This window comes from Xanthomonas sp. NCPPB 2933 (assembly GCF_056725225.1).
In genome coordinates, this window is record NZ_CM161518.1 from 4,818,028 (window position 1) to 4,835,374 (window position 17,347).

General features: G+C 65.6%; 9 protein-coding genes. 2 read left to right on the top strand and 7 right to left on the bottom strand.

Features of this window, described 5'->3' with window-relative positions; all coding sequences use genetic code 11:
* Position 1: 1 nt before the first annotated feature.
* Entirely contained in the window at positions 2–1,738 is a 1,737-nt protein-coding gene (rhlB, locus tag AC1PLU_RS20370) for an ATP-dependent RNA helicase RhlB (protein ID WP_481107094.1), read from the bottom strand.
* Positions 1,739–1,936: 198 nt separating this feature from the next.
* Here rhlB and trxA point away from each other — a divergent pair, with 198 nt between their 5' ends.
* Together trxA and rho are read left to right on the top strand one after the other, a co-directional pair.
* Complete coding sequence (gene trxA, locus AC1PLU_RS20375; RefSeq protein ID WP_005923050.1) at positions 1,937–2,278, top strand: thioredoxin TrxA; 342 nt, start codon at positions 1,937–1,939, stop codon at positions 2,276–2,278.
* Positions 2,279–2,498: 220 nt separating this feature from the next.
* Complete coding sequence (gene rho / locus AC1PLU_RS20380; RefSeq protein WP_481107095.1) at positions 2,499–4,397, top strand: transcription termination factor Rho; 1,899 nt, start codon at positions 2,499–2,501, stop codon at positions 4,395–4,397.
* A gap of 578 nt (positions 4,398–4,975) precedes the next feature.
* On the opposite strand, the gene AC1PLU_RS20385 is transcribed toward rho, so the two are convergent.
* The 6 genes from AC1PLU_RS20385 to AC1PLU_RS20410 all read right to left on the bottom strand — a co-directional run bounded on the left by AC1PLU_RS20385 (position 4,976) and on the right by AC1PLU_RS20410 (position 17,151).
* Positions 4,976–5,860, bottom strand: coding sequence for an energy transducer TonB (locus AC1PLU_RS20385; RefSeq protein ID WP_481107096.1), 885 nt, complete (start codon positions 5,858–5,860; stop codon positions 4,976–4,978).
* A gap of 180 nt (positions 5,861–6,040) precedes the next feature.
* Entirely contained in the window at positions 6,041–7,369 is a 1,329-nt protein-coding gene (locus tag AC1PLU_RS20390) for a c-type cytochrome (RefSeq protein WP_481107097.1), read from the bottom strand.
* Entirely contained in the window at positions 7,353–7,928 is a 576-nt protein-coding gene (locus tag AC1PLU_RS20395) for an SCO family protein (RefSeq protein WP_481107098.1), read from the bottom strand. The genes AC1PLU_RS20390 and AC1PLU_RS20395 overlap by 17 nt, the downstream gene beginning before the upstream one ends.
* Positions 7,925–8,554 carry an SCO family protein gene (locus AC1PLU_RS20400; protein WP_481107099.1) on the bottom strand — a complete coding sequence of 210 codons (630 nt, stop codon included), beginning with the start codon at positions 8,552–8,554 and terminating at the stop codon, positions 7,925–7,927. Before AC1PLU_RS20400 ends, AC1PLU_RS20395 begins: the two co-directional genes overlap by 4 nt.
* A complete protein-coding gene (locus AC1PLU_RS20405) occupies positions 8,555–10,489 on the bottom strand; it encodes a cytochrome D1 domain-containing protein (RefSeq protein ID WP_481107100.1) in 1,935 nt (644 codons plus the stop codon).
* A complete protein-coding gene (locus tag AC1PLU_RS20410) occupies positions 10,489–17,151 on the bottom strand; it encodes a hypothetical protein (RefSeq protein WP_481107101.1) in 6,663 nt (2,220 codons plus the stop codon). The genes AC1PLU_RS20405 and AC1PLU_RS20410 overlap by 1 nt, the downstream gene beginning before the upstream one ends.
* Between the last annotated feature and the right edge of the window lie 196 nt (positions 17,152–17,347).

The following is a 17,347-nucleotide window of genomic DNA, read 5'->3' on the forward strand; positions in this document are numbered from 1 at the left end:
ATCAGTTGCCGGAGACCAGCGAACGCAATCTGCGGCCGATACGACTCAGCAGCGACGGGCTGCCCGACGGCTTGGTCGCACTGCGCACCGGCTTTGCGACCACCTGGGTCGGCTTGCGCGGTGCGGCCGGCGCAGCAACCGGTGTGGACGCCACGGCTGGCTCGGCACCTTCGACCGGACGACCGTTGCGGCGACGACGACGCTTGCGCGGTGCGCGCTCGGCATCGGCCACGATGGTCGACGGCGCTTCAGTCGTCGCTGCTGCGACCACGGGCGCTTCCGAGGCTGCTGCAACGGTTGCAGTCTCGGCGGCAACGTCGCCTTCGACACGCGGCTTGCGGCGCGGACGCGGCTTGCTATCGGCACTGCCGCCATCACGGCGACCGCCACCACTGCTGCTGCCACTGCGCGAAGCGCCACCCGGACCGCTGCGGCCACCGCCGCGACGCTGTTCTTCGGCAGCACGCTGTTCGCGCGCCTCGCGGAAGATCGTGCCCACGCTGTCGCCGGCGTCGTCGTCGACCTCTTCGCCTTCCACCGGCACGCGTGCGGTACGCGGCAACGGGATCAGCAGTTCGGAGGTCACCGGCTCGACCGGGATCTTCTGCGCGATATAGGCCTCGATGTCCGGCAGGCTCATCGCATAGCGCTCGCAAGCGAAGCTGATCGCATCGCCTTCTTCGCCCAGACGCGCGGTGCGGCCGATGCGGTGCACATAGTCTTCCGCATCGAACGGCAGGTCGTAGTTGTAGACGTACTTGACGCCATCGATATGCAGGCCGCGCGCGGCAACGTCGGTGGCGACCAGGATTTCGAGCTGGCCCTTCTGAAAGCGGTTGAGCAGCGACTCGCGCTTCTTCTGCGGCACATCGCCGGACAACACGCCGACCCGGTAGCCATGACGCTCCAGCGTGCGCGCGACGCGCTCGACGAACGCCTTGGTGTTGACGAACACCATGGTGCGCGCGCCTTCGCTACGCGACAGCAAGCCGAGCAGCAGCGTCTGCTTCTCTTCGTCTGAGGGGAAATAGATGCGCTGACGTACGCGTGCGGCAGTGATGGTCTCGGTTTCGACCACCAGCTTCTCCGGCTCGTTCATGTGCTCGTAGGCGAGCTCGAGCACGCGGTGGCTGAGCGTGGCCGAGAACAGCAGGGTCTGGCGGGTGCCGCGCTCGGGCATGCGCCGCAGCAGGAAGCGAATGTCCTTGATGAAGCCCAGATCAAACATGCGGTCGGCTTCGTCCAGCACGCAGATTTCGCAGGCGTGCAGCGAGACCACCTTGTGCTGCTTGACGTAGTCGATCAGCCGGCCCGGGGTCGCGATGATCACGTCCACGCCCTGCTGCAGCAGCTCGCGCTGCTTGTCGTAGTCCACCCCGCCGTAGACCAGCGCAAAGCGCAGGCCCAGGTCGGCGCCGAACTTGACCGCATCCTTGTGGATCTGGATCGCCAGCTCGCGGGTCGGGGCCAGGATCAGCGCGCGCGGGTCTTCCGGCTTGCGGTCGGCCAGCGCCGGGCGGTTCAGCAGGCGGTTCACCACCGTCACCAGGAACGCCAGCGTCTTGCCGGTGCCGGTCTGGGCCTGGCCGGCGACATCGCCGCCTGGCAGCGCGACCGGCAGCGTCAGCGCCTGGATCGGGGTACAGCGGGTAAACCCGGCGCTCTCCAGCCCGGCGATCAACGCCGGATGCAGGTCGAACGTGGAAAAAGTCAAATCGGTCAGCGGTTTGTCGCTCATTATTCCGTCTTCGTGAGGCGCCCTGGGCAGCCCGGGCGCGGCTTGCATCGATGCCGACAGCGTCGCAAACTGCGGCTGTTGTGGCGGACAGCGCGGCTTCAGGACTGACACTTGATTCAGTCGCGCAATGCCCCAGTTTAACGCAATGTAGCGGCCTGCCCGTTCGGGCGGGCCGTTTTGGTTTCCAGGAGACCCAACGTGAGCGACAAGGTTCAACATGTCGGCGATGCCGACTTCGATACAGCTGTACTGCAATCCGGCGAACCGGTCCTGGTGGATTTCTGGGCCGAATGGTGTGGCCCGTGCAAGATGATCGCCCCGGTACTGGACGATCTGGCCGATACATACCAGGGCAGGCTCAAGGTTGCCAAGGTCAATGTGGACCAGAACCGCGCCCTGGCCATCAAGTACCACGTGCGGTCGATCCCGATGCTGCTGCTGTTCAAGGACGGGCAGGTGCAGGCGACCCAGATCGGGGCGGTTGGCAAGGGCCAACTCACCCAGATGATCGACAAGACCCTGGGCGGCGCGGCCGCCTGAGCGAGCGGGCGTCCCAGCGATGGGCGCCCCCGATGTTTCGCCAGCAGTTAAACCCTGCCCCGGCAGACGCTTGCGCGGTTAAGCGCAGCGGTGATAGTGTCAGTCGATCCGGAGCACGTTCGTGCGCCGCCGTACCCCTCTAGAAACGTCTCTCTAGACTCCCATCACCATAGTTCGCCCCCCAGCCGGGCGCTCGCACTCTTAGCGAGGAATCAAGCACTTGTCCGATCATCCTTCTTCCGATACCGGGAGCGTCGACGCTCCTGTCGAGAAACGCGTGCGCAAGCCGCGCGTGAGCAAGACCGCCGTTGCCAATGACGACGGTGGCGCGCAACAGCCCAACCTGCCCTTGCCCGCCAGCCCCGCGCCCGATGTCCCGCGCGCGCCGCAGGCACCGTCGCACGCTGCCGATTCGGCACCGGCGCAGACGTCCAGCGATGGCGCATATGCCGGTAACGCCCCCAGCGCCAGTCAGGGCAACCAGGGCGGCGACAACCATGGCGAATCCCGCGAGGGTGGCCAGTCGCAGCAGCAGCGCTTCAACCAGGCGCAGAACCAGCAGAACCAGAATCAGGCGCAAAGCCGGGGCCAAGGCCAGAACCAGGGTCAAACCCAGGTCCAGGGCCAGCCGCAAGGTCAGGGTCAGGACCAAGGTCAGAACGCCGGCCAGAATCAGCAAGGTCAGGGCCAGGGGCAGAACCAGCAGGGCAATCGCCGTGACCGGTTCCGCAACCGCCGCGACCGTGGGCCGCGCGATCGGTTCGGTAATGAAACCGGTGGCGGCATGCCGTCGTCCGATGGCAGCAACGAGCCGTTTATCGCGCGTCCGCACCCGGCCGTGCCGGATGGCTTCCCGGTGTATTCGCTGAGCGATCTCAAGCGGATGCCGGCGCAGAAGCTGCTGGATATCGCTGATCAGCTCAACATCCAGGAAGGCGTGGCGCGTGCGCGCAAGCAGGACGTGATCTTCGCCCTGCTCAAGGTGCTGACCCGCCACGGCGAAGGCGTTGCCGCCGACGGCGTGCTGGAAATCCTGCCCGACGGCTTCGGTTTCCTGCGTGCCGCCGAAGCCAGCTACCTGGCCGGCCCGGACGATACGTATATTTCGCCCAGCCAGATCCGCCGTTTCAACCTGCGCACCGGCGACCATCTGTCCGGCCGAATCCGCTTCCCGAAGGACGGCGAACGCTATTTCGCGCTGTCGATCGTCGACACCATCAACGGCGAGCCGCTGGAAGCCAGCAAGAACAAGGTGCTGTTCGAGAACCTGACCCCGCTGTTTCCGCGCCGGCGTTTCCGTCTGGAGCGTGGCGATGGGTCCACCGAGGACATCACCGGCCGCATCCTGGATCTGATGGCGCCGCAGGGTAAGGGTCAGCGTGCGCTGATCGTCTCCCCGCCCAAGGCCGGTAAGACAATGATGATGCAGCAGGTGGCCACGGCCATCACCAGCAATCATCCCGAAGTGCACATGATCGTGTTGCTGATCGACGAGCGCCCGGAAGAAGTCACCGAAATGCAGCGCACCGTGCGCGGCGAGGTTATCTCCTCGACGTTCGATGAGCCGGCTGCGCGTCACGTGCAGGTTGCCGAAATGGTGATCGAGCGGGCCAAGCGCCTGGTCGAGCACAAGAAGGACGTGGTGATCCTGCTCGACTCGATCACTCGTCTGGCACGCGCCTACAACAACGTGGTGCCCAGCTCCGGCAAGGTGCTCACCGGTGGTGTGGACGCCAACGCGTTGCATCGCCCGAAGCGCTTCTTCGGTGCGGCCCGTAATGTGGAAGAAGGCGGTTCGCTGACCATCATCGCCACGGCGCTGGTCGAGACCGGCAGCAAGATGGACGAGGTGATCTACGAAGAATTCAAGGGCACCGGCAATAGCGAAGTGCATTTGAATCGTCGCATCACCGAAAAGCGCGTCTACCCGGCGATCGACATCAACCGTTCGGGTACGCGTCGCGAAGATCTGTTGATCGAGCCGGAGCTGCTGCAGAAGATCTGGATTCTGCGCAAGCTGCTGCACCCGATGGACGAAATCGCAGCGATGGAATTCCTGCTGGACAAGATGAAGACCACCAAGTCCAACGACGAGTTCTTCAGTTCGATGAAGCGCTGATTTCGATCGGCATTCTCGATAAGAAAAAGCCCCGCATTGCGGGGCTTTTTTTTGGGTGCGCGATTGCTTGCAGTCACAAGCCTGGTTGGCCGAGTGCGCGGCGCCCTCACCGCTCGCGGGACACGCCGTGAATCCGTCCGTGGAGGCTCGGTGGCGGCATCCATGCCGCCACACGGTCCCGCAATCGGTAAGGACACCGCACCAGAAAGTTAGTTGGCGGCTTTGTTGAAAGCTGTCTGTTGATTGCATTGCGAAGCTGATCGAATGCGCCGCCGTTATCCGAACAACGCACGTAATGCAGTGCTTGCAACTATGCACACCGACCATCTTCGATGGTCCTTGCCCGCCTACCGTCGCGGGACCTTACGCGGCATGGATGCCGCGTAAGAGCCTACACGGACGTACTTGCGGCGTGTCCTGCGATGGTGGGCGGGCAAGGGCCCTGCAGCCAAATCGCAGATCAGCCGCCCTGCCGCCAAGCATCAGATAATCCGCCCCGCAGCGAAGGCCCAGATCGTCTTCTCCGCAATAGACCGGCATGAAGTAGTTTGCCAGCCGCTCTGATGTTGGCGTTGCGCCTAACTTCCTTGCAGCGGTGTCACCAAGCGCACACCTACTCCGCGTGCCGAGAACAATCCACTTCCAGGTAGCGCATCCGGACTGTCGGTCGATGCTGACGCACCGCGCTGTTCGTGCCAGGGCGCCGGCTGACGCGGGCCCGGCAAATAGGATTGCCACTTTTTGGCTTGCTTTGCAGCGGTCAGATTGCCTGGCCAGGTTTCGATGTCGAAGGTGACCGGAACCCGCATGACCCAGTACGGCGCGTCGGCCTCGGCGCCTTGCGTAGGCAGCACAAATGTCCAGCGCTGCGCCTTGGCGATTGCGGCATCGGCAAACGCCTTGCGCCAGCGCGGGCGCTTGGATTCCGGCGCCAACGTGGTCAGGTTGACCTGCTCTGCGACCAGATCCTCGACCTTGCCATCGCGGCCGATCTTGAGCAGCAGATACACCACCCCTGTCGCACCCTCTCGAAACGCATGCTCAGGGTAGGCCGGTGGCGGCATGTCCTTGGCAGCGACGCTGGCGGCACCTTGCTCCTGGCTGCCGAAATGCGCGCTGCGAATCGATACCGCATACGTGTTGTTGTCGCCCGGCTTGGCGACCAGCAGCAGATTCATCGGTAGTTGCGCGGGCAATGCGCTTCCATCGTCTTTGACAGGGTCGAAGCGCCAGGAGGCGATCGATTGCTTGACGCGGTCGCGGACCACTGGCGGCAAGCTTGCTTCATCGGTGAGCTTGACCGCCGTGACAGTGCCGTCCGGAGTCAGCGTCAATTCGCCCGCGACATTCATGCTGGCCTCCATCTGCGCCTGCACCTGCGCGGCACTGGGACGTGCCTGCACGCCGTTGATACTCGCCATTGCCAACAAAATCCCCAGGCCCAAGCGTTGCTTCCACTGCATGACCGCGCTCCATCGTGATTGAATCTTCGTTGTACCAGCCTTGGTGCATACGCGTAAATCCTGGACCAGGTTTATCCGTTTCTCCGTCGGTAACGGCGGCGTGTCGGGGTGCTTGAATGCCTGCGACGCGACTGCGCAGTTGCGATACACCGACAGCAGATGGAGGTACGCGCACACGCCTCAGCGCTGCAGCAAATGGACGTGCGCGATCTGCGCGGCATCGGACGATTCGGCAGTCAGCACTGCTGCGCCTTGCGTGAGTCGGATCGTCTGCAATTGCGGTTGCAGGCGACGCAGCGGATCGAGTTGCGCCAGTAGATCGCAGCCCGCCGATGCCCATGCGGCAGCCGGCCCGACCCAGCGACCATCGGCAGCGACCGGATTGTAGGGATAGGCCACGATCCAGCGCCCGGCGCCGGAGGGCGCAGTGACGACCGTGGGATCTGGTGCGTACATCGCGGGTGCCAGCTGCAACATGGACGTTGGCTGTGCGGAGATGTCGTGATCGGCCGCGACAGGGCGCAGCCACAGCCTGGTGGATTCATCGGAGTGCCAGGGACGCAGCGTCAAACCTGTGCGCGGCGCCAGTGCAACCACGTAGCGATACAGCTGCGCACTGAGTGGATCGTCGGGATCGTAGGTGATCGCAAGGCTGCGATGGCCACGCGCCTGCGCCACGTCGAGCAGGCGTGCCAGCTGTGCCTGTACGCCGGGAAATGCGTAATCCCAGCGCGCGCCCTGCGGTGCGTCCAGCATGGAGAACGGCAGCGCAGTGACGATGTTGCGACCATGCATCAGATCGGCGTACGTCTGTTCCCAGCCGGCGATAAACGGTGCCAGCAACAAGGTGTCGCGCGATGGATGCAGCTGCGACTGCAATAGCTCGGCGGCCTCTTCGGGCGTATCGAAAGACACCACGTCGAAGGCGGCAAGGCGCCCGGTTTCTGCAGGACGACAGCTGCGCAGCGCATCGTGCAATGCATCGGCAATCGGCTGACGGCCCGGGCGCGGCAACAGCAGCGCGATGCGCAACGAAGCATCGCGCTGCGCAACCGGATGCGACAGCTGCTGCAGATAGGCCAGCAAGGCCTGCACTTCGTCGTCGGCCAGTGCCACGCGCGGCATGATCGGGTCCAGACGGCGACCGTCCGGCGCGCTGCCGGCGCGCACCGCATGCGTCAGTGCTTGCAGGTCGTAGCGAGTCAATGGCGCATCGGCGCGGCGCGCGGGGAACCGCGCCGATAGTTGCGACCATCGAATATCCGGCGCACGCACGAAGCCCTCGGATTTACCGCGGCCGTCGTCGCCATGACAGCCGGCGCAGCCGTGCACGCCGAGACCGGCGACGTTGCGTCCGTCGCGCCCGACGCCGGTTGCATACAGCGACCGGCCAAGCTCGGCTGGCGGCGCGCCCTGGGCAAATGCAGAGGCCGCCGCACACGCGCACGCGGCAAGCAACCAGGCGCACAGGCGGCGATGCATCGGCGTGCGCTCAGGCTTCGTCGGCAAGCCGCAGCAGATCCAGCGCGATCCGCTCCGCCGGCGCATCCGGACGCAGCTTGAGCCAATGCTGACGCCCGGCACGCCCGGCGATCAGCAGCGTGCTGTGGCTCTCGGGCTCGCCACTCCATTGGCCCAGCTTGCCGAGCACCTGCTGCATCGTCTCGGGGGCGGCGACTACGAAGCGCCAGCCGTCCACGTCAGCACCGTACTTGGCAGCGAAGGCCTTCATCGATTGCGGGGTATCGCGCTCGGGATCGATCGACAGCGACAGAAAGCGCACGTCCTTGCCGAAACGCTCGCCCAGCTGCCGGCGCACCTGCTGCAGCATCTGCGTCTGCATCGGGCAGGCGTTGGGGCAGTTGGTAAACACCAGGTTGACCAGCACCACGCCTTCGCTCAACAGATCGGTATAGAAGCGGTGGCCGACGCCATTCTGGTCGACCAGGGTGGCGTCGCCGAAGTAGTCGCGTGCGCGCGTCTCGGGCGAGCCGGTGGAGGTGCCGCGTGCAGCCGCCAATGCCGGCCACGCCAGTACCAGCGCCAGACACAAGCGCCGCCGTTTCATGGCGCACCTCGCGCGCCGGCATCGGCCGCCAGCGCGTCGACGGCGGCCAGCAATCGCGCCGGCTCGGGCATGCCGACCCATCGCCACCAGCGTTCCTGGCGCGCATCGCCGACCAGCATCACCGGGCCGTGGTCTTCCGGGCGGCCACCGACCGGCAGCCCGAAGCCGCGCAATACCCGGTCGATATCGGAAGGCGTGCCGGTGAGCCAGTACCAGCGCTCGCCAGCGCGTACGCGCCGACTGAAATCGAGCAGTTGCGCGGGGGTGTCGTGGCGCGGGTCCAGGGTGATCGAAATCAGCGTGACCTTGCCGCGCGGCCGCAGCGCCAGCTCGCGCTGCACGCTGCCCATCACGGCGGTGAGCGCCGGACAGATGGTGGTGCAGCTGGTGTACATGAAATCGACCACCACGATGCCTTCCTGCAGCAGCGGTTGCAGATCGTGAGGCTGACCGTGGGCGTCCAGCAACGCCACTTCCGGCACCTGCACCTCGGTGGGACTAGCGGCCAGGGTCTGCGCCTGTGTCATGCGGTGATGCTCGGCGTGCGGGCCGTGCTGGGCCGCAACCGCCACGGCAGTGGAAGACAGCAGCATCAGGCCGCAGGCCGAGAGCAGGAACATGCGCATTTAGTTGGCTCCTTGCAAAACGGTAGGCTCACGAACGAACAAGGTGGCAAAAACCAGCTGCACCGGTGTAGCTGCGTCCAGATAGGCGTAGTAACCGCCGCTGGCCTGCAACGCACCGTGCGCAACCCAGACTCCTGGCTGCGCAGTGTCCGGATGCATTGGCCAGGTGGCGGTGACGTTGCCGTTGGCCATGACGATGCGTAGCCGCAATGGCTGGCCGGCGATGCGGGCGGCGGCCTGCGCATCGCGCGCGGCAACCCGCAATGCGAAACGTTCGCCCGGCGCCAACGAGCGCGTCGAATCGCCTTCCCAGCGCATCGCCACCTGCGCAGGCCCCGCTACAGGCGCGGCGGCGTCGACCTGCAGGCCGATGCATTCCTGCACCTTGGGCAGGGCGCTGGCGATGGCCATCACCATCTGCCCGGCGGCGGGCAGGCGCACGATCGCGGTGTATTCGCCCACACCGGTCTGGCGCAGACCGCGACGCGCCAGCAGTGCGGCCATCGGCGTATGTCCGTAGGTGCGCACGCCCGCATCCGGCGCGTTCATGCCTTCCATGTAGTGATACAGGGTGCGCTCGGCAGGAGTAGCGATGAAGGCGCCGTTACCCTCGTAGCTTTCGGCCATGCTGGAGGCGCGCGGCAACTCCGCACTGGCCGAGGGCGCGGCGGCACCGGCGGGGACGAATTTCAAAAACGGCGCGGCGGTGTCCAGGCTGGCCAGCGACAACAATGCGATCTGCTCGCTGTCCAGCGCGCGCACGTAGGCGTATTGCGCGGAGAAGGCGATGTCGTATGGCCGCCCGGAAATGGTGATGGCATGCCGCAGCGCGCCGCTGCCTGCATCGTGGGCGAGCAGGCGATGCTGCGCGGGGTTGGCCAGCAGCACGTGGCGGGCATCCGGGCTGAGCCGGGCCGGGCCGCTACCCCGCTCCACCACGCGCGTGTCCACCGCTTCGCCATCGCGGCTATAGCGCCAGATGCGCCCGGCGCGGGCGCTCACCACCCATAGCAAGCCATTGCCGGGGGCGAACAGCACCGCGGATGGTTCGTCGTCCAAAGACAGCCGGCGCACGATCGCCAGGCTCTCGGTGTCGACGATCGCCAGCGCGCGTCCTTCGCGACTGCTGACATAGGCCAGGCGGCCATCATCGGAGAACGCGATTTCGTGATGCCCGGCCGGCAGTGGCAACTGCGCCACGATGCGTGCCTCCACGGTGTCGAATACATCCACCCCGCTATCGCCGGCCTCGCCGACACGGCCGATCCACAACAGGCGTTCGCCAGGCTGCAACGCCAACCGGGTCGGGCGGCCCTGCAACGCGACATGCGCCAGCGTTTTCAGGCCTTGGACATCGAGCACGGCAAGTTTGCGCGCCTCCGGCAAGGCCACGTACAGCCGCGCATCGTCGCTGGTCTTGACCCAATCGAAGCCGCGCCCGTCCAACCGCATTGCGGCCAGCAGGCTGGTACGTCCGCTGAAACTGACCGCCGGGTCCAGCACCGAGACACTGGGTTCGGCGTCCAGACTGAGCAGGTAGTAGCCGGTCAGATCGAGCAAGGGGCGCTGCAGCAGATTGGCGCTGAGAAAACCGGCGATGCGCTGGTGGCAGACCGGCACCGCGCCGGACAGCGGATCGGTGGCCCGATCCAGCCAGGCACCCGGCGCCCAGTTGTTCAATGGCTGCCCATCGGCCAACCGCCTGGCATCGATACGCAGCCGCAGTTGCTGCCCGGCGACCGGCTGCCCCGGTGCGCCCGGCTCCAGCGCTTCCAGGCGCAGACGCAAGCCCACGCCTTCCGCTTCCAGCGCCCGATCCAAATAGACCGGCGGCGGCGGTTTGGGCGGCGGCGCGGCCAACGCCAGCGCGCACAGCAGCAGCCCGGCGAGTGCACTGCCTGTTCGCAGACTCCGGCGCGGGCGCGGCGGTGCCATCAGCGGCAATCGCGGCGTAACGGTGCGGCCGGATACGTCGCTGCCGCCGCCTGCACCCGCACGATCGCCCACAGCCCGTTGGTGATGCCGAAGCCGCCGTGGTCGCGCCACAGGTAATCGCCGGTGACGCCGGCTTGCCCACCGGCCTTGGGCAGCACGATGTCGAAGTGCGACAGCGGGGTGACGCTCTCCTGCCCGCCCATCGCCATCTGGATCGGGTTGTCGCCGATGCACTGCGATGGCACGCCCCAGTCGGCCGGCTTGCCGCCTTGCGGGAACCCCGCTGCGGTGACGCGCTCGGCCAGGTATGGGTCGCGCGGCCAGCTGTGACCATGCAGTTCCACCACCGAGGCGCGGCCCACACCGGTCGGCATCACACTGCGCAAGCGGGTTTCTTCACCTGCGTAGGCCAGCAGCACGGGCACGAACGGTTCGCCGACGTTGGCTTGCGCCGTCGTGGCAGTGCCACCGTTGCCGCAGCACTGATTATCGAATGCCTGCCAGGCCTCTGAGATACCGCCCAGTCCATCGCCGCCGAACGGCGCATCCGGTGCGATGCCGAAGCGGAACCACATCGGTTCGCTGCCGTAGTTGATCGCCATATGCCCGGAGTCGTGTGCATCCTCCGGTGCGGTGCGCAGTGGATCTTCGTTGGCGTCCACGCGTTCTGCAGCGATGTTCTGTACCGCTTTGCCATCGGCGTAGCGCAGGTTCAACCCTTTCTGATGGACCAGGGCCAGATCGCGGAAGCTGCGATTCTGGGTGGCCCCCGCCACATCGACGATGCGGTAGCTGACATCGGCGGTGGCACGGCTGCGGGTCTGCGGAAAGCTGGCCGATGCCGGGTCCTGGCGATTGCGCATGCGGTCGTCGCTGTACTCGCGCCAGCGCGCGCCCTTGGGCTCGATCACCAGCGCGCCCACTGCCGCCTTCTGGCCCTGCTTGATCCGGTCCGGCGGGGTCAGGTTGCTGCCGCCGAACTCCACGCCGACATAGCGGCAGGCCTTGGCCGACAACGCGACCAGCTCGGTGCTGTCCAGGGTCAGATCCGGGTAGCGCAGCTCGCGCCAGGCGTAGGCGCGCCTGGCGCCGGAAGGATCGTTGGCGGCGCTGTCCACGCCTTCGACTTCGTAGCGGAAACTGGCGGTGATGCGCGCGGTCAAGACGTCGGCTTCTTCGCGGGTTTTTTCCTGCAGCAAACGCTCCAACACCACCTGGCGCAGCGCAGGATCGGCGACGCATTTGCCACGCGTGTCGGCCAGGCGTTCGCGATACAGGTAGGCGTCGCCGTCGAGCAGTGCGGCTTCGTCGAGCTGCGCATCGGCGCCTTCCTTGGGGTCGCGCAACGCCGGTGGCGCGGCATAGGCGCGCAGTGCCTCGCCGGCCAGCGGTTTGCCGTCCGGCACGCTCTCCAGGCAGGCCTGCACGGGCGCCTGGCGCAGCAGATCGCTGGCAAGGGCACGCGAGCGCTCGTTGGCACTGCCCTCCAGTGCGTACCCGGGTTCGAGCGCGCTGAGCACCACGTCCTCGAATGCGGCGGCGGTCATCAGCTCGGTCAACGGGCGCAGGTTCGGCTCGCGTGCGAACTGGCTGAGCAGGTCCAGAAACGGCGCCTTGTCGCCTGCGTAGATCGGGCATAGCCCGGCCGAGGGCAGCGTGTCGATCACCCCGGCATACCACTGATAGACCTTGCTCCAGTTCGGCGAAATGGTGCTGATCTTGTTGGTGCCGACATTGTTGCCGTCGTAGGACTGCACGTCGTAATGCACCAGTTGCGGATGCAGACCGACACGGTTGGAGGCGTGCACAAGGTTGTTGTTGAACGACTGCATGCTCGAGCTACCGCTGCCGGCCGAGCGCCGCACCGTGCCGGACATCGAGGTATAGCCCTCCAGATCCGGCATGCCGGCACGCGCGCGCGGCAGGCGGTTGTGCAGCACCACCTGCAGGCACTCGCCGGCGGATGCGCGCAACACCAATGGCTCGACGGGGCGATCCGGCCGCAGCATGCCCTTGGCATCGAGATCCTCGTTGCGCACGAACAGGATGGCGGAGGGATCGTGCAGTGGGCCGCTGCCGTAGTGCTGGGTGGTGATGACCCCCTTCTCGTCGGTGGTTTGCAAGGTGATCTCGGTGGCGCGCGGGTTGTAGACCAGCGTGCCGCCGCGCGGGTTGAGCCGGCTGCCGGCCAGGCCTGCCGGAATCGTCACGCCCAATGCGTTGCCGAGCGCGGTATTGGCCAGCACTGCGGCCACGTGATACCGCCGCACCGGCGCATTGACCGGGCAATCGTTGAACAGCCCGCGCCCCTGTTGCGGGGCCAGCAAGGCCGGGCGCAATTGGCTGGGCAAGGCGACCAGCCGGTCGCTACGCACATCGCGGCGGTTGTGGCTGCGCAACACGCCCCACACCCCGCTCCACAGGCCGTCCTGGCTGCTGTCGATGGTGTACATGCGGTCGTTGAGATGGGTGGCGCTTTCGTAATCGGTGATCCGCGCCGAGAAGGTGAACTGCTCGGACAATCCGGCGTTCTGGCTGTTGCGCCAGCCCGAGTGCGGCGCCTGGCCGAAACCGGAGCCGCCCTGCATCCACGCCATGCCGTTGATGGACGCGTTGTGTTCGTGCTCGTGCGCGCCGGCCTGGATCTTCACCCGCACCAGATCGCCGGAATAGGCACGCAGGATCGGCGTATACGGATCGCCGGCCAGGCGACGCGCGTTGATGTCGGCGGGATAGTGCGGGCTGCTGCCGGCCAGCGACGGATCTTCACCACCGATGCCGTTGAGCACGCTGATCGCGCGATCGGTGCGGGTCTGCAGCGCGAACGCCAGATCGCCACGGTAGCTGTCGGCCTGCGCGCCGGACTTGCCATCGGCTGCGGTGGCGCTAGGGTTGTAGACGCGTAAGCCGAGCGGCTCGTTGCGATAATTCACCACCATCATGCCCACGTCGTCGGCCGAGATCGCCTCCGGACACGGCCGCGGCGGTGCGGTGCCGGGCACATACACCGCGCCCGGCAAGCCCGTTTCGCCACCGGGGCAGCGCGGCTCGTAGGCGACGATATCCGGCAACACGGGCGAAGCGGGTTTGCGCACCGATGGATGAATCGCCTGGCGGAAACTGTTGGCCGTGGGCAGCGCCGAGGCATCGATGGTGGATGGCACGCCCTTGCTGGTAACGCCGTAGAAATAGCCCTTTTGATAGGCGTGCTGGAAATCGCCGAATTGCAGGAAGAACTCGCGGTGCGCGTCGTCGCGGCCATCGCCATCGCTGTCCAGCGGCTTGCCGCCCTTGTCGGTGATCACCGCCTGCCAGGAGGTCGGGCCACCGTCCATGCGCGTGGCCGCGTCGTACAACACCTTGCCGGTTTCGTTGTGCCGCCATAGCGCACCGGGCGGCTCGGTGAGCATGGTGGCGTAGAGCCCGAGCTGTTGATGCGTGGAGGGGCCAAGATGGTCGTGGGTGAAGGTGATGCCCAGGCCGCGATGCACGCCCTGCGCATTGACCAGCGGGTCGGAGAACCAGCGTTGCAACGTGGTACGTGCACCCAGCCAGTCGCAGGCGCCGGGGAATCCATAGCTGTGTTCGAATTTTTCGAAATCGCCACCGAGCGCGCGCCAACGCGCTTCGCAATCGGCATATTGATGCCCGGTCAATGTGCCGAAATACGGATGCGAACTCGGCACCAGGGGCGCCTGCGTGCCGTCGTAGGGGTTGACCACGTCCGGCCGCCCCGCCGCGCGTTGCGCCTCGTTCCAGGCGTTGACCGCGTGGATGCGCTCGCGCACCGCACCGGGCGAAAACGTGCCGTCTTCGTAGTTCCAGCCATTGGCGCTGCCATCGGCCGAGGTCAGGTCCCACTTGGGCAGGTGGATATGCTGGCCGATGACATCGGTTGGCGTGGTGATCTGGTAATCGTCGGCATAGAAATCCTTCGGCACCAGATTGGTGTGCGCGTACATCGCGCAATCGAAGGTGTTCATGCGCAGCACCAGCGGCTCGGGCGGGCGGGTCTTGTCGAGCAGCGACGACACGTCTTCCCACAGGGTGAGGATGCGCTGCTGCGGATAGTGATAACCGACCTTGTTGAACACCACGTCCAGTTGCAGATTGGCGCCGCGATACACGCGTGGGCTGTCGGCGCCGAATTCGATACCGCCAGGCAATGCGGCCGTGGCAGTGATCCAGGCACCGTTGCTGCCACCGAAAAAACGCCCATCGCCGCCGCGCTTTAGCAAGCTGCCCTGATCGTCGATGCAGGGTTCGTTGTACGGCGCGCCCGGCACCGATGGCGCACCGTTGGTGATGAAACGCGAGGCGCTGACTGTGCCCGCCATATCCACCGCGTGGGTAGGATGCTCGCGCACCGCATGGAACTTCATCGCGACCTGTTCCAGATCGGTGCCAGCCTCGGGGTAATACACCGGCTTGGCCAGCTTGATGTGCTTTTCTGCGGTCATGCGATCGAGCTTGGCGTCGGTCACGCCGCCGGCCGAATAGCCGGCCAGCGCATGCCGTGGAATGCCGCCGTCGTGGCCTGCCACCACACCGGGAATGCTGGACATATCCAGCGGCGGGGTGGTCGGGCGCGAGCCCATCGTGGTTTCCGCACCGGCCACCCAGAACGGATAGCCCGGATTGCGATCGCGCTGCTGCACGCGCGCCACCGAGCCGTATTGCACGCCATCGACGATGCGCGGTTCCACCTGCACCGCCGCCGGCATCACCGCCATGCCCTTGCCCGGTAACGGCACGACTGCGGGAATCGGCGTGCCGGCGACAATCTCGCCATCGGGCAAGGCGCGCGACTGGCTGGCCGGGCGCCCGTTCTGCAAGCCGAACGGCGTTTCATGGAAGCCCGAACGGGTCTGGCTGACCTGCAGCCGCGTGCCCGCTTCGAACACATCGTGATTACGCCACATGTACCACATGCCTTGCGCGAAATGCGGGTAGAAATGGCAGTGGAAAATCGCATCGCCCACGGTCTTGTTGCGATTGCCCGAGCCGCCGTACGCGATCTCGTAGGTATAGCCCGACCCCGGCCCCAAGCCCTGGGCATCGATGTAGTTGGCGTTGTCGTCGTTGGGATTGAACAACCACTGATGGTTGTGCAGGTGGAAGATGTGCTGTTCCTTGCCGGCATGCAGGTTGCGGAACTTGACGAAGTCGCCGATGTAGCTGTGGTGCACGTTGGCCGGATCGTGCGGGTAGTACGCCTGGGTGGCGCGTTGCTCCTTGGGCTGCACGCAGTATTTGGCGCGCTGCGCCGCATAGCGCCGGTCGGTGAGATATTCCGGCTGGCACTGGCTGATCACCAGGTTGGCCGGGTTATCGACCAGCGTGGCGGCATCGCCAACCGCAAACGAAGAGAGAAAGAATTCTTCGTAGGCGCAATCCAGGCAATCCTGCATCGGGCCCGACTTGAGCCGGTTGGCGATGATTTCCGCACCAACGCCGCCGGAGCCGTAATTGATCATGAAGCCATCGCGCACGCCATGCAGCGTGTGCGAGAGCTCGGGGTGTTCGAAGAAATACGGAAATGCCTGGGTGGCAGCATTTTCGTCATGAAAGACCGAGACGAATTCGCGGAACGGCTCCAGCCGATTCGGTAGCGCGGGATTGCGCTTGCCCTGCCCTTCCAGCGGATAGGTCCGCGCAGGAAAACTGCCGTCTTTTTCCGGTCCCACCACAATCGCATTGACCTCACCGTGCACCAGGCGTTGCCCTTGCAGCATGTTGAGGATCGGCAGGCCCGCCTTGCCTTCGCGACACCACACCCCGGCGCTGGCGCAATCGTTGGGGTAGGTCGCTTCGTAGTTGAGGATCGGCTGCCCGGAGGGCGTGGCACCCACCGTGGCCAGGCGCAGTTCTTCTTCGGTCAATTGCGCGCGGTAGAAACGCGCATTGAGCGGCTGCACGGTGACCGCAGCAAACAAGCCGACGCCACTGTTGCCGGCACTGCCTTCGCCGCCGAACACTGCTCCATCGTTGCCGACCAGATAGGCGCCTTCGTGCGGCGCATGAAAGCAGTAGTCGCGGGTCTGTCCGGGCCTGGCCAGGCTGTCTGCATTTGCACCGGTGTTGGAACTGTCGCTGTCGATCGAGCCGACCAGTTCCAACCCTTGTGGATGGAAGCCGACGACGCGGCTGTCGACTTGGTCGTCGATGCGATAGAGCGTTTTGCTCGGGTCGGTGCCCACTGCATCCTTGACCGCATGTTCCATTGGATGGTCCACGCCCGGCAGCGGATCCGGGAAGGAATTGAACGGATTCCCCGGACCCGTTTCTGGCGGGACTGGCGTTACTTCGAGCAGATTGGTCAAGCGCACATGCAGATAGCCACCGGCGGCCACTCGCACTACCAACGGACGCGGACGCAGGTCAGGACGCAGCGCGATATCGCGGCTTCGATTGTTGGCAACTACGCGTGCAAACAAGGCCTGGCCCTGCGTGGAATAGTCGAGCACCTGGCTGTTGCTGCGGTGAATCAGATCGTGGCGCAACGCGTACATCGCCCAATTGACGTTCTGCGCGCCCAGGCGGTTGAACACCATCGGGTGGTCGATGGCCACGACATCGGCGAACACGGCCGATTGCGGGCAACTGAACGCGGCGCGCTGGGTCAGCTGCCCGCGTATGCGCTGCAGCGCGCTGTCTGACACGCGCAGGCCTTGATCAAGGCGCGGATCCACACGCTCAAGTGGCCGCGCCGGCTGCGCCATTGCCATTGCGGCAAGCACACACAGAGCCACGCAAAACAGACAGCGAGACATCGAGGAACGAACATCCATCACGTTCTTCTCCCACGCAAGACTGCACGAGTTGTCGCGGAGCAAGTCGCTCCGTCAGAGTGATGCA

Excerpts from the sequence above, each read along its gene's own strand:
- AC1PLU_RS20395 (WP_481107098.1), bottom strand. The coding sequence starts at position 7,928 with ATGAAACGGCGGCGCTTGTGTCTGGCGCTGGTACTGGCGTGGCCGGCA.
- AC1PLU_RS20400 (WP_481107099.1), bottom strand. The coding sequence starts at position 8,554 with ATGCGCATGTTCCTGCTCTCGGCCTGCGGCCTGATGCTGCTGTCTTCC.
- rhlB (WP_481107094.1), bottom strand. The coding sequence starts at position 1,738 with ATGAGCGACAAACCGCTGACCGATTTGACTTTTTCCACGTTCGACCTG.
- AC1PLU_RS20385 (WP_481107096.1), bottom strand. The coding sequence starts at position 5,860 with ATGCAGTGGAAGCAACGCTTGGGCCTGGGGATTTTGTTGGCAATGGCG.
- AC1PLU_RS20405 (WP_481107100.1), bottom strand. The coding sequence starts at position 10,489 with ATGGCACCGCCGCGCCCGCGCCGGAGTCTGCGAACAGGCAGTGCACTC.